The 13,774-nt window shown below is 71.7% G+C and carries 9 protein-coding genes; 2 read left to right on the top strand and 7 right to left on the bottom strand.

All coding sequences use genetic code 11. The features are described from left to right. Positions 1-576 precede the first annotated feature (576 nt). Positions 577-1,098, top strand: coding sequence for a universal stress protein (locus OHS17_RS11565; protein ID WP_018105726.1), 522 nt, complete (start codon positions 577-579; stop codon positions 1,096-1,098). Between the two features lie 146 nt (positions 1,099-1,244). On the opposite strand, the gene glmS is transcribed toward OHS17_RS11565, so the two are convergent. Further along, positions 1,245-3,074, bottom strand: a complete 1,830-nt coding sequence (glmS, locus tag OHS17_RS11560; protein WP_018105727.1) for a glutamine--fructose-6-phosphate transaminase (isomerizing) — start codon at positions 3,072-3,074, stop codon at positions 1,245-1,247. 58 nt (positions 3,075-3,132) lie between these two features. Then, on the bottom strand, positions 3,133-3,408 hold the full coding sequence (locus tag OHS17_RS11555) for a hypothetical protein (protein WP_018105728.1): 276 nt from the start codon (positions 3,406-3,408) through the stop codon (positions 3,133-3,135). A gap of 323 nt (positions 3,409-3,731) precedes the next feature. On the opposite strand from OHS17_RS11555, the gene OHS17_RS11550 reads away from it, so the two are divergent. After that, positions 3,732-5,393 carry a beta-N-acetylhexosaminidase gene (locus OHS17_RS11550; RefSeq protein ID WP_330312095.1) on the top strand — a complete coding sequence of 554 codons (1,662 nt, stop codon included), beginning with the start codon at positions 3,732-3,734 and terminating at the stop codon, positions 5,391-5,393. A gap of 55 nt (positions 5,394-5,448) precedes the next feature. Here the strand turns inward: OHS17_RS11550 and OHS17_RS11545 are convergent, their stop codons facing one another. The 5 genes from OHS17_RS11545 to OHS17_RS11525 all read right to left on the bottom strand — a co-directional run bounded on the left by OHS17_RS11545 (position 5,449) and on the right by OHS17_RS11525 (position 13,773). Beyond that, entirely contained in the window at positions 5,449-6,432 is a 984-nt protein-coding gene (locus tag OHS17_RS11545) for an ABC transporter substrate-binding protein (RefSeq protein ID WP_443066166.1), read from the bottom strand. Positions 6,433-6,600: 168 nt separating this feature from the next. Beyond that, positions 6,601-9,465: an eCIS core domain-containing protein gene (locus tag OHS17_RS11540; RefSeq protein ID WP_443066130.1), complete on the bottom strand. Its 2,865-nt coding sequence runs from the start codon at positions 9,463-9,465 to the stop codon at positions 6,601-6,603. 81 nt (positions 9,466-9,546) lie between these two features. After that, on the bottom strand, positions 9,547-10,713 hold the full coding sequence (locus OHS17_RS11535) for an acyl-CoA dehydrogenase family protein (RefSeq protein ID WP_161207206.1): 1,167 nt from the start codon (positions 10,711-10,713) through the stop codon (positions 9,547-9,549). Positions 10,714-10,720: 7 nt separating this feature from the next. Continuing rightward, positions 10,721-11,680 carry a hydroxymethylglutaryl-CoA lyase gene (locus tag OHS17_RS11530; RefSeq protein WP_330312093.1) on the bottom strand — a complete coding sequence of 320 codons (960 nt, stop codon included), beginning with the start codon at positions 11,678-11,680 and terminating at the stop codon, positions 10,721-10,723. Continuing rightward, the gene (locus OHS17_RS11525; RefSeq protein ID WP_330312092.1) at positions 11,677-13,773 is read right to left on the bottom strand and encodes an acetyl/propionyl/methylcrotonyl-CoA carboxylase subunit alpha; all 2,097 of its coding nucleotides are present in this window, start codon (positions 13,771-13,773) and stop codon (positions 11,677-11,679) included. Before OHS17_RS11525 ends, OHS17_RS11530 begins: the two co-directional genes overlap by 4 nt. Position 13,774: the final 1 nt, after the last annotated feature.

Here is a 13,774-nt window from a genome sequence, read left to right as displayed (position 1 = left end):
GTCCTTGAAGTTGGCTGAAAATGTACGGTCGCGTGTGCGGAAATCAGTCGTTCTACCGGCGCACAACCCGGGGCGCCCGCCCGCCCCCGTACGCCCCCTCGCCGGGGCCGGCGGCCCCGCCGGGGGGTTCGGCGCCCCCCTCCGGGGTCCGGTCCGGGCGGGCTGCCGAATACCGCTCTCCCGGCCGCCCCCGGAGCAGACCGCGCGGTGGGTTCCGGACGGACCCCGGGGGTCGGCCGACTCCCCCGGAAGGGTGGGTTCCGCTCCTCGTGGGCGACGCCCCCGGACCGTCCGCGCGGACCCCTCCGGGGCGGTTCCACCGGGGCGCCGCAAGGGGCCGGGGTGGTGGCCGGTACGTCTGTGTAGAGGGCAACCGGCATTGCCATGGGGGCCCGGTCTCGGGCATGCTCCGGAAACCGCCGCACGCCGCTGTGCGCGGGGCGGGCAATGGAGGAGTGGGGCCGTACCCTTGGGGGTAAGGGGTTGGGAAGATGATTCCCGGACACCACGACACCGCCCGCTGACGCACCTTCCCACGTCGCTCTCCTCACGAGGACTCTCTTCGCCGAGACACCGATGGCCGGTCACGAAATCCCCGAACCCGCGGACCGCAAGCAGGTAGCCGACCCCTTGTCGGACCCGCTGGCGGCCGAACAAGCGCGCCGTCCGTGCGACCCCGCCTTTCGGCATGGGGTCGTCGTCGGCTTCGACGGCTCGACCTCCAGCGAGCGGGCCCTCGCCTATGCGATCGGCATGTCCCGCAGGACGGGCTCCGGTCTGATCATCGTCCACGTCGCCAACCGGCTGCCGACCACGGTCTGGGCGGGCTGCGAGCCCCCCGTCTTCGTCGACGTGCCGGACCACCGCACCGAGGTCCTGGGCCTGGAGCTCGCCTGCGCGGACTACCTCGCCGAGGTGCCCTGGGTGCTCGTGGAGCGCGGCGGGGACATCTGCCACGAGCTGGAGGAGGTCGGCCGGGAGTACTCGGCGGACGCCATCGTGGTGGGCTCCACGCACGGCCTGGTGGGCAAGATCTTCGGCTCGGTGGCCGGCCGGCTGGCCCGCCGCGCGCAGCGGCCGGTCGTGGTCATCCCGTAGCCCTGAGGCCGCCCCGGACCCCGTGGCGTCAACTCGCCTGTGGAAAACGCCGCATGGGCCCTTCCCGGCCGCCCCGGGGCCGGTTCCGGTCCGTACGCGGAAGGCCCCGCGGTCACCGACCGCGGGGCCTCGCCTGCGCCACGTGACTATTCGACGGTGACCGACTTCGCCAGGTTGCGGGGCTTGTCGATGTCCCGGCCCATGGCCAGCGCCGTGTGGTACGCGAAGAGCTGGAGCGGGATGCCCATGAGGATCGGGTCCAGCTCGTTCTCGTTCTTCGGCACGACGATGGTGTGGTCGGCCTTCTCCTGGACCTGGTGGGCCACGGCGAGGATGCGGCCGCTGCGGGCCTTGATCTCCTCCATCGCGGCGCGGTTCTTCTCCAGCAGGTCGTCGTCCGGCACGATCGCCACGGTCGGCATCGCGGGCTCGATCAGGGCGAGCGGGCCGTGCTTCAGCTCGGAGGCGGGGTACGCCTCGGCGTGGATGTACGAGACCTCCTTGAGCTTCAGCGACGCCTCACGGGCCACGGGGTAGCCGCGCACCCGGCCGATGAACATCATCGACTTCGCGTCCGCGTACTCGGCGGCCAGCCGCTTGATCTCGTCCTCGCCCGCCAGGATCTCGCTGATCTGGGCGGGCAGCTTGCGCAGGCCCTCGATGATCCGCTTGCCGTCGGCGACCGACAGGTCCCGGATGCGGCCCAGGTGCAGGGCGAGCAGCGCGAAGGCGACGACGGTGTTGGTGAAGCACTTGGTGGAGACCACGCACACCTCGGGACCGGCGTGCACGTACGTACCGCCGTCCGCCTCGCGGGCGATCGCCGAGCCGACCACGTTGACCACACCGAGGACCCGGGCGCCCTTGCGCTTCAGCTCCTGGACGGCGGCCAGCACGTCGTACGTCTCACCGGACTGCGAGACCGCGACGTACAGCGTGTCGGGGTCCACGACCGGGTTGCGGTAACGGAACTCGGAGGCGGGTTCGGCGTCCGCGGGGATGCGGGCCAGCTCCTCGATCAGCTGGGCGCCGATCTGGCCCGCGTGGTACGAGGTGCCGCAGCCCAGGATCTTGATCCGGCGGACCCCGCGCGCCTCGCGGGCGTCCAGGTTGAGGCCGCCCAGGTGCACCGTGGAGAACCGGTCGTCGATCCGGCCGCGCAGCACCCGGTCGACGGCGTCCGCCTGCTCCGAGATCTCCTTGTGCATGTACGTGTCGTGGCCGCCCATGTCGTACGACTCGGCCTCCCACTCCACGGTGGTCGGCGTGGCCGTCGTGGTCGAGCCCTCCGTGGTGTACGTACGGAAGTCGTCGGCCTTCAGGGTGGCCATCTCACCGTCGTCCAGGGTGACGACCTGGCGGGTGTGGGCGACCAGGGCGGCGACGTCCGAGGCGACGAACATCTCCTTCTCGCCGATGCCGAGGACGACCGGGGAGCCGTTGCGGGCGACCACGATGCGGTCGTTGAAGTCGGCGTGCAGGACGGCGATGCCGTAGGTGCCCTCGACGGAGCGCAGGGCCTCGCGGACCTTCTCCTCCAGCGTCCCGGCGTCCGAGCGGGCGATCAGGTGGACCAGCACCTCGGTGTCGGTCTCGGAGAGGAAGACGACGCCCTCGGCGGTCAGCCGGGCGCGCAGCTCGGAGGCGTTGTCGATGATCCCGTTGTGGACGACGGCGACCTTGCCCTCGGCGTCCAGGTGCGGGTGGGCGTTCTCGTCGCTCGGGGCGCCGTGGGTGGCCCAGCGGGTGTGGGCGATGCCGGTGGTGCCGGCGAAGCGCTTGGGGACCCGGGACTCCAGCTCGCGGACCCGGCCCTTGGCCTTGACCGACTTCAGCGCGGCGGGCTTCCCGGCCGCGGGCTTTCCGGTGATCACGATCCCGGCGGAGTCGTAACCCCGGTACTCCAGCCGCTGCAGGCCTTCCAGCAGCAGCGGGGCCACGTCACGCTTTCCGATGTAACCGACGATTCCGCACATAGAGCTTTCTGTCCTCCGACGACGAACAAGTGAAGGGGTACCCGGCCGTGAGGCGGCCTCAGCCGTAGACGATCCGGCGCAGCTGGCGGAGCGAGAGCTCCGGCGGCGCGACAGCGCGGTGCGGCAGTTCGGCCGCGATCCGCTCGAAGATCTCCGTGTTCACCAGGCCGCCCGCCTGCAGTTCGCGGTGGCGGCGGCGGACGAAGACCTCGGTCGTCTCGTCGAAGTACGCCAGCACGTCGAGGATCACCCGGGCGGCTTCGCCGCGGGGCAGCGTGGTGCTGCGCACCACGTGGTCAATGAGGTCGTCGTACGACGAGAGGCGTTCGAGCACCCGTCGATACTGCGGCGGAAGGGGCCCGAGCGCAACAATCCTGCCCGATATCGGGCAGGAAACCGCGATACTGGCCCTCTTTTTTCTGGCTTGGGTGGATTTCGTGCGGGCGTCACGAGGGCGTGGAGGAGGGGCGGCGCCGTAGTGGTCGGAGCCGAAGGGGTGAATGTGCACATAAGCCGCAAAAGCTCATCAGGGTGCCTGGGTGACCAACGCCGGTGGGTGGTCTACACCTTGACCACCCGTGAGACGCGCGGTACGCATGGCGACGGAGAAAGGTCAGGAGATCCAGCAGAGTGACCCCCCAGAAAGGGACCCGGCTTGTGAGACTGCACACGGCACGGCGCAGTGCTCTTACCCGTTCTCTACCCCGGCTCCTCGGCTCGCTGCTCCTCGTCGCGGCGGCCGGTGTCTCCAGCGCGTGCGCCGCCCCGCAGGCGTCCGCCGCCGGTACGGCCTCGGCGGCGTGGGCGCCCAGGCCGCTCGGCCAGGTGGTGCCCGCCCCCGCCTCGGTCAGACCCGGCGGCGACCCGTACGTCCTCAACGGCTCCACCAGCATCCGGACCCTCGGCGCCTCCGGCGAGGCCCGGAAGATCGGCGACTACCTGGCGGGCCTGCTGCGCCCCTCCACCGGGTACGCCCTCCCCGTCACCACCAAGGACGGCGCCGACGGCATCCGGCTCCGGCTCGACCCCCGCGCCGGCAAGCTGGGCGCGGAGGGCTACACGCTCACGTCCGGGCGCGGCAACGTCACCATCACCGCCAGGCAGCCCGCAGGGCTCTTCCACGGCGTCCAGACGCTGCGCCAACTGCTTCCGGCCCAAGTGGAGCGCGACACCCGCCAGACGGGCCCCTGGCGGATCGCCGGCGGCTCCATCACCGACACCCCGCGCTACGCCTACCGGGGCGCGATGCTCGACGTCTCGCGCCACTTCTTCTCGGTGGACGAGGTCAAGCGCTACATCGACCAGGTCGCCCAGTACAAGATCAACACCTTCCACATCCACCTCTCCGACGACCAGGGCTGGCGCATCGCCGTCGACTCCTGGCCGAGGCTGGCCCCGTACGGCGGCTCCACCGAGGTCGACGGCGGGCCCGGCGGGTACTACACCAAGGAGCAGTACAAGGAGATCGTGCGCTACGCGGCCTCCCGCTACCTGGAGGTCGTCCCGGAGATCGACATGCCGGGCCACACCAACGCCGCCCTCGCCTCGTACGCCGAGCTGAACTGCGACGGCGTCGCGCCGCCGCTCTACACCGGCATCAAGGTCGGCTTCAGCTCGCTGTGCGCCGGCAAGGACGTCACGTACACGTTCATCGACGACGTCGTCCGCGAGGTGGCCGCGCTCACGCCCGGCCGGTACTTCCACATCGGCGGCGACGAGGCGCACTCCACCAGCCACGAGGACTACGTGGCGATCATGACCCGGGCCCAGGCCGTCGTCGGCAAGTACGGCAAGACCGTGATGGGCTGGCACCAGCTGACCGGCGCCGACCCGGTGAAGGGCGCCGTCGCGCAGTACTGGGGCTACGACAAGACCAGTGCCGCGGACCGGCAGCAGGTGGTGGACGCGGCGAAGAACGGCACCCGGCTGGTGCTGTCGCCGGCGGACCGGGTGTACCTCGACATGAAGTACACCGACGAGACCGTCCTCGGCCTGAAGTGGGCCGGCACGGTCGAGGTGCAGCGCAGTTACGACTGGGACCCGGCGACGTACCTCACCGGCGCCCCGGAGAGCGCGGTGCTCGGCGTCGAGGCGCCGATCTGGTCCGAGACCCTGACCGACAGCGACGACATCGACGCCATGGCGTTCCCGAGGCTGCCCGGCGCGGCCGAGCTCGCCTGGTCCCCGGCGTCGACGCACGACTGGGACACGTACAAGGTGCGGCTCGCGGCGCTCGGGGAGCGGTTCACCGCCCAGGGCATCGACTACTACCGCTCGCCGCAGGTCCCGTGGCCCGCCTCGGAGACGAACGGGAGCTGACACACCACCGCCCCGGCGGCCGGAAACCCGGCCGCCGGGGCGGTGAACCGTCGCGTCAGGCGACCTTCTTGGCGTTCTCGATGGCCTTCGCCAGGTCCTCCAGGATCGGCGCGCACTTGTCGTAGCTGTAGATCGGCTCCGTCGTACGCGGAACGACCTGGCCCGCCTTGACCGCGGGCAGCTGCGCCCAGGTCGGCTTGGAGGTCAGCGCCGCGGGCTGGAGGGCCGAGGAGCGGTTGTCCATCATGATGATGTCGGCGTCGTACTTGCCGACGTTCTCCCAGCTCAGCTCCTCGAAGAAGCCCGCCGCGTTCACCTTCGGCTTGACGAACTTCACGCCCAGCTCCTGGAAGTACAGGGTGTCGGCGGACATCTTGGCGAGCGAGACGTAGAACAGGTCCTGGCTGGCCGAGCCGACCATGACCCTGATCTCCGGCTTCGACTTCGCGGCCGCGCGCAGCCGGGCCGCCGCCTTCTCGAACCGCGTCTTCGCGGCGACGGCCTTCGCGGACTTCACGTCGGCGCCGAGCGAGGCCGCCAGGTCCTCGTGGCGCTGGATGGCCTTCGGGATGGTGGTCTCGGCGGCCCACAGGGCGACGCTCGGGGCCAGCTTCAGGATCTTGTCCTTGGACTGGTCCGGCACGTACCAGAGGGCGTCCTTCTCCCACATCGCCGTGACCAGCAGCTCCGGGCCGAGCTCCGCGTACTTCTCCACGTTGAACTCGCCCCAGACGTTGCCCAGGATCTCGACCTTGCTGATGTCCAGGTCGCCGGCCTGCACATCCGGCTTGCCGTCCTTGGTCCTGGTCGGGCCGAAGACCGCCTTGACCTCGATGCCGTAGTCGTGGAGGGCGGCGGCGACACCGGTGAAGGCGACGATGTTCTTCGGTATCGACTTCGCCTCGGCGACCTGGCCCCGGTCGTCCTTGAACTTCCACGGCCCGGCGTCGGCGCTCTTGGAGCCGGAACCGGCGGAGTCCTTGGAGTCGCTGCCGCCGCAGGCCGCGAGCACGGCGCCGAGACCAACGGCGCCGCCCATGGCCAGCAGGCCGCGGCGGGTGGGACGGGACGCGCGGGTTGTGCTCATGACGGAATCCGCCTTCGTACGAGCCGGAGACCGGCAGGTGACACGTTCAAGGGAAGGCTAGCCTAACCTCACACAATGTCGACCTGTCGACGGGGTCCGGCCCGTGGAGGGGGCGCCGCCTCAGGCCTCCGTCGCCCAGACGTGCTCGTACCAGTCGCTGCCGCCCTTGTCCGCCTTGTGCCGCGGGTCCTGCCTCCACTCGCTCCGGGTCACCTTGAAGTTCGCGCCCGGCATGAGCAGGACCTCCGCCTCGGTGTTCTGGTAGCGGTGGAAGGGCTCGACGTCGCGGCCGTACTTCCCGGTCAGCGTCAGCTCCAGCAGGATGCGGTGCGTCGCCTTGCCGGAGACCTTCTGATCGCGCATGAAGTTCATGGCCACGGGCTCGTCCCGGCTGGTGCTGTCGAAGGAGGTGGTGAAGACGGTGCCCGGCCGGTAGTTCAGTGCGGCCTGCTTGCCGAGCCGGTACACCGACTCGTCGCCGCCCGCGTTCCAGTCGCCGCGGAAAACGGTGCCGGTGACGGGAGGAAGTCGCGTCAGCGCCTCCATCGTCATGTCGGCGTGCGCCTTCATCTCCTCGAAGAGCACGGGCGCGAGAAGGTCGATGCGCGGGTCGATGACGGCGATGGCCGCCTGCTTGGCCGCCGGGTTCGTGCCCCGGGCGGCCACGAGCTGCGGCGCGATCACCGGGTCCTCGTCGAGGGTGCTCACCGGCTCGGCATCGGGGTCCTGCGCGGCCCACTTGAGCTGTTTCTTGATCTGCTGGAGCGAGATGGCCTCGGCACCCGCGGCGGCCAGGCCGCCCGTGCCGTACGGCGCGTACCCCTCGGGCAGCAGCCGGCTGCGCACCACCGAGTTGATCATCTGGTGCGCGCCACCGGTGTAGGCCATCAGCGCGGTCGCGTGGGCAGGCTTGAGCCGCTCCGCCACGGTCGTGGTGGAGGCGTTGCCGTTCCTCGCCTTCCAGTTGGCGATTTCCGGCGTGGGCGCCGTGTCGCCCGCGAGGAAGTCGGCGTACCTGCCGGGAACTTCACCAGCTGTGGCCTGGCCGGGCTCCATGAAGCCGCCAGCCGCAGGGGCGACCGCACGGGCCGCGTTGGCCTCCGCCAGATACATCAGCTCGTGCGGGAACTGCCCGTTGACGCAGACGTTCTGGCGCAGCTCCTCCTCCGTGAAGGGCGCGATCGTCTGGTACATCAGCGCCGCGCCCTTGCCCGCCCGGGCGGCGGTCTCGCCCGGCCCCTTGACCCCGGCCGCCCAGGAGCCGCGCAGGATCTCGTAGAGCGAGTGGTCCCAGGACGGCAGCATCCAGCCCATCAGAGCCATCCGGTAGTCGAAGACGTCCACCCCGGACACGTTGATCCACTGGAAGGTCTTGAGCATCCGGGTCGTGGTACCGGACATGCCGGCGACCACCGGGATGCCTCGCTCGGCGTTCGCCTTCGGCCAGGCTTCGTTCTGCTGGATCTCCCAGTAGGCCGCGCCCTCGTTCCAGGGCAGCTTGTCGTCGGGCCCCGGCTTTCCCGCGAACTCCAGCTCGCGCGCGCTGAGCGGGGCGCCGCGGGTCTCGTATTCACGAGGGGTCTTGCGGTTGGTCAGTTTGTCGGCCTCGCTGCGCTCCTTGCGCGGCCCCTGGCTGTCGATCATCTCGCGGGTGTCGCCGGCCAGGGTCTCCGGTTCCGACTGCCACAGCAGGCCACCCAGGGCGTACGGGTCCTTCTCGTAGTTGTAGCCCTTGCCCACGAGGTTGGCCCCGGCCCACAGGGCCGGCCGGGTCCAGCCGTTGAGGAACGCTGAGTGCTTCTTCAGCTCCTCCTCGTTCATGCCGAGGGTCGACGCCAGTTGCGGCTGGGGCCCGATGATGGCGTTGAGGATCTCCTTGAGCGAGAGCTGGGCGCCCTTGTTGTAATAGGCGGCGTTGTAGACGGCGGTCATCAGCTCACGGACGTTGCCGTCCCGGGAGAAGAAGTCGTTGATCCGGGCGGTGGTCATCTTCCCGCCCACCTGCCCGCCGCTCGTCCGGTCGTCCTGGAAGAACGCCTTGTTGGCGAGTGCCGAGTCCTTGTGGGCGACGCGCGAGTACGCGATCAGCAGCTGCTTGAGCCGGTGGACCGTCTTGCGCGCCGCCGCGAGCGCCTTCGGATGCCCGAAGGCGTACGCGCCGAGCCGCTGCTCGAACTGCTCGGCCGACGCCTGCCAGTTCGTGTGCGCGTAGTACTGGGCGTGGTCGAAGGGTGCCTCGCCCTCGCCGAGGCGTTGTACGGCGATCTCCCCGCCGGTACGGGCCGGGCCGTCAGCCGTCCGCTGTACGGGCGTCGCCTCGGCCGGGACGGGACCGGCCAGGACCCGGCGGGCGTTCTCCTCCGCCGCGCGCTCGAAGCGGTCGGACGGGTCCGAGACCCGGAGCCCCGAGCCGTTGTCGGTGCCCGCGACCGGCCCCTGACGCTGCTGGACGACGTGCGTCAGCTCATGGGCCAGCGTGTGCCGGTCCGCGCCGCCGGAGCCGATGACGACATGGCTGCCCGAGGTGTAGGCGCGGGCCCCGACCTCGGCCGCCGAGCGCCGGGCGGCCGGCCCGGTGTGCAGCCGCACATCGGAGAAGTCGGCGCCGAGCCGTGCCTCCATCTCCGTACGGACGGCCTCGCCCAGCGGCTGTCCGGGACCACGCAGCACGTCCGGCACGGTCGAGCGCTGCACGGGAGCCGCCGCGCCCTCGTCGTGGGAGCGTCCGGGCACCCGGCAGTCGTCCTGCCACTGCTGCTCCAGGGCCCGGGCGAGGGCGGCGTTGCCCATCGAGCGCTGCAGGGCCCGTAACCGTTCCCCGGGCACCGGCCCGCCGGAGCCGACCGCGCCCGCCGGAGCGGACAGGCCGACCGGCCCCACCGCTCCGGAAAGCACGGCCGGGCCGGAGGCGCCGGCCGAGCGGGCGGCAGCGGGCTCTGTCCGGACCGGGGAGGCGGCGGTCTCCTGCTTGTCCTGTGCGCGCATGCTCCGATCATTGGCCATCGCACCCCTCGCGGGCTAGGTGCGTTTCACGCATCCCACGCCGGCCCGACCGTGCGGGGTGGCTCAGGCCCGCATCCCCAACTCCCGCGCGATCAGCATGCGCTGGACCTCGCTCGTGCCCTCGCCGATCTCCAGGATCTTGGAGTCGCGCCACATCCGGGCCACCGGGTACTCGTTCATGAAGCCGTAGCCGCCGTGGATCTGGGTCGCCTCGCGGGCGTTGTCCACGGCCACCGTCGAGGAGTACAGCTTGGCGATGGCCGCCTCCTTCTTGAACGGCTCGTCCGCCAGCAGCCGGGACGCCGCGTCGCGCCAGCCGATGCGGGCCATGTGCGCCCGCATCTCCATGTCCGCGATCTTGAACTGGATGGCCTGGTTGGCCCCGATCGGCTTCCCGAAGGCGTGCCGCTCGGCGGCGTACTTCACCGACTCGTCCACGCAGCCCTGCGCCAGGCCCGTCGAGAGCGCCGCGATGGCGATGCGGCCCTCGTCCAGGATGCGCAGGAACTGCGCGTAGCCCCGGCCCTCCTCGCCGAGCAGGTTCTCCAGCGGGACGCGCACGTCGGCGAAGGACAGCTCGCGGGTGTCCGAGGCGTTCCAGCCGACCTTGGAGTAGGGCGCGGCGACCGTGAAGCCGGGGGTGCCGGAGGGGACGATGATCGAGGAGATCAGCGGGGCGCCGTTCTCCTTGCGGCCGGTCACCGCCGTGACCGTGACCAACTCCGTGATGTCCGTACCGGAGTTGGTGATGAAGCACTTGGAGCCGTTGATCACCCACTCGCCCGCCGCCTCGTCGCGCACGGCGGTCGTCCGGGTGCCGCCCGCGTCCGAACCGCCGTCCGGCTCGGTCAGGCCGAACGCGCCCAGCGCCTCGCCCGAGCAGAGCTTCGGCAGCCACCGCCGCTTCTGCTCCTCGGTGCCGAAGCGGTAGACCGGCATCGCGCCCAGTGAGACGCCCGCCTCCAGCGTGATCGCCACCGAGGAGTCGACCCGGGCCAGCTCCTCCAGGGCGATGCCGAGCGCGAGGTAGTCGCCGCCCATCCCGCCGTACTCCTCCGGGAAGGGCAGACCGAACAGGCCCATCCGCCCCATCTCGCGCACGATCTCGTACGGGAACTCGTGCCGCTCGTAGAAGTCGCCGATCTTCGGGGCGACGACGTCATGGGCGAACTCCTCGACGGTGCGGCGGAGTTCCTCGTGCTCGGCGGTCAGCCGGTGGTCCAGGGACATCGGGGTATCACTGCTCCTTGTGGGACAGGGCGCGGACGGTGCGGGAAGGGCTGGGTCGGCCCAGGTGTCCGGCGAGCCACACGCTGGTGGCGATGAGCTCGTCGAGGTCGACCCCGGTTTCGATGCCGAGGCCGTCGAGCATCCACACGAGATCCTCGGTGGCGAGGTTTCCGGTCGCGCTCTTCGCGTACGGGCAGCCGCCGAGGCCGCCGGCCGACGCGTCGACCGTGGACACGCCGTGCCGGAGCGCGGCGAGGGTGTTGGACAGGGCCTGTCCGTACGTGTCGTGGAAGTGCACCCCGATCACGTCGGTGGCCACCCCGGCCTCGTTGAGACCGGTCAGCAGCGCGGTCACGTGGCCGGGGGTGGCGACGCCGATGGTGTCGCCGAGGGACAGCTCGTCGCAGCCGAGGTCCATCAGCGCCTTCGCGACCCGGACGACCTGCGCGACCGGCACGGAGCCCTCCCAGGGGTCGCCGAAGCACATCGACAGATAGCCGCGCACGTGCACCGACTCGGCCTTGGCCCGGGCCACCACCGGCGCGAACATGGCCAGCGACTCGTCCACCGTGCGGTTGAGGTTGCGCGCGGCGAAGGTCTCCGTGGCGGAGCCGAACACCGCGATCCCGCGGGCCCCGAGCGCCAGGGCCCGGTCCAGTCCGCGTTCGTTCGGGACGAGGACCGGCAGCGCCACGTCGCCGACGTCCGCGATGTCCCCGAGCATCGGGAACAGCTGCTCGGCGTCGGCCAGTTGGGGCACCCACTTGGGGTGCACGAAGCTGGTGGCCTCGATGGTGGTCAGCCCGGCGACCGCGAGCCGGCGGATGAACTCCGCCTTCACCTCGGTCGGGACGACCTCCTTCTCGTTCTGGAGGCCGTCGCGGGCGCCGACCTCGTGGATGCGGACCCGGACGGGCAGCCCCTCGGCGGGCACCGTCATCGGCAGGGCTCGGGCGTCGGCGGTCATGCGTCCTCCCCGGCACCGGCGGCGGGCACGACGACGGCGAGCACCTGGTCCATGGCGACCGTGGACCCGGCGGTCACGTCGAGTTCGGTGACGGTGCCCGCGTGCGGCGCGGAGATGACGTGCTCCATCTTCATCGCCTCCACCACCAGCAGGCTCTGCCCGGCGGCGACCTCGTCCCCGACGGCCACCTTCACCACGGTGACCGTCCCGGGCATGGGCGCGGCGAGTGTGTCCGCGCCTGAGCGGGCGGCGCCGGTCAGCGAGGCCTCGACCGGGTCGTGGTCCCGGACGTGCCAGCTGTCGCCGTCCCGGCCGAGCCAGTGCCCCTCCGGGGAGACCGCGTACGCGAACACATGGGTGACCCCGGCGAGTTCGAACGCGATCCGGCCGTCACCGGCCGCGAGGGTCCTGGCCTTCTCCGCCGTACCGGGCAGCGGTCCCAGCGGTCCGCAGGACCCCGATTCCGGGGCGGGCGGGCTCGCGCCCTCGCCGACGTGGCCGAAGGTCAGCTCGGTGTCCCCGCCGCCGCACGGCCGCAGGCCCACCTGCACCGGGTCGTGGCCCGGGATGTGGAAGTCGAGCACCGTCCGGGCCGGGGCGCCGCCGAGCCGCCAGCCGTCGCCCGCCGAGAACGGGTCGGCCCAGGCGCCGGGCGCGGGGCGGGCGGCGGCGGACGCGGTGTGCTGCCGCAGCAGCGCGGCGGCCGCGTACACCTCCTCCGGTACGCCCTCCGGGACCAGCGCGGCCACCTCGCGTTCCACCAGGCCGGTGTCCAGCTCGCCCGCCACCACGGCCGGGTGGGCCAGCAGCCGGCGCAGGAAGCCCGCGTTGACCGGGACGCCGAGGACGACCGTGTCCGCGAGCGCCACCCGCAGCCGGCGCAGGGCGGTCGCCCGGTCGGGGCCGTACGCGATGACCTTGGACAGCATCGGGTCGTACAGGCTGCCGACCTCGCCGCCCTCGGCGAGCCCGGAGTCGGTGCGGACCCCGCCGCCCTGCGGCTCGTGCAGCGCGAGCACGGTGCCGCCGGAGGGCAGGAAGCCGCGGGCCGGGTCCTCGGCGCAGACCCGGGCCTCCACGGCGTGCCCGGTGAGTGTGACGGCGTCCTGCCCGTACGGCAGCGGCTCACCGGCCGCGACGCGCAGCTGCCACTCCACCAGGTCGAGTCCGGTGATCAGCTCGGTCACCGGGTGCTCGACCTGGAGGCGGGTGTTCATCTCCATGAAGTAGTACGAGGACGGGTCGCTGCCCGGGACGATGAACTCCACCGTGCCCGCGCCGACGTACCCGCAGGAGCGGGCCGCCTGGACGGCCGCCTCGCCCATCGCGGCCCGGGTCGCCTCGTCCAGCAGGACGGACGGGGCCTCCTCGATGATCTTCTGGTGGCGGCGCTGGAGCGAGCACTCGCGCTCGCCCAGGTGCACCACGTTGCCGTGGGTGTCGGCCAGGACCTGGATCTCGATGTGGCGCGGCCGGTCGATCCACCGCTCCACCAGCAGGGTGTCGTCGCCGAAGGAGGCGCGGGCCTCGCGCCGGGCCGCCGCGATCTCGTCCGCGAGCACCGCCGCGTCCCGGACGAGCCGCATGCCCTTGCCGCCGCCGCCCGCCGAGGGCTTCAGCAGCACCGGCATGCCGATCCCGGCCGCCGCCTGGGCCAGCTCGGCGTCGCTCAGCCCGCTCCCGGAGGAGCCGGGGACGACGGGGACGCCCGCCGCGGCGACCGTCTCCTTGGCCCGGATCTTGTCGCCCATCAGCGAGATCGCGGTGGCGGGCGGCCCGATGAAGACCAGCCCCGCCTCCGTGCAGGCGCGGGCGAACGCCGCGTTCTCCGCGAGGAAGCCGTAGCCGGGGTGGACGGCCTGCGCGCCGGTGCGGCGGGCGGCCTCCAGGAGGCGGTCGGCGCTGAGGTAGCTCTCGGAGGCGGGCGCGGGGCCGATCCGTACCGCCGTGTCGGCCTCCCGTACGTGCCGCGCGTCCGCGTCCGCGTCGCTGAAGACGGCGACCGAGCGGACGCCCAGCTCGCGCAGGGTCCGGATGACCCGGACCGCGATCTCGCCGCGGTTGGCGACGAGGACCGTGTCGAACATCGTCATC

The sequence above is a fragment of the Streptomyces sp. NBC_00523 genome (genome assembly GCF_036346615.1).
Taxonomy (GTDB): Bacteria; Actinomycetota; Actinomycetes; order Streptomycetales; family Streptomycetaceae; genus Streptomyces.
The sequence above is the reverse complement of the archived record's forward strand: the minus strand, read 5'-3'. Positions and strand labels throughout refer to the sequence as shown.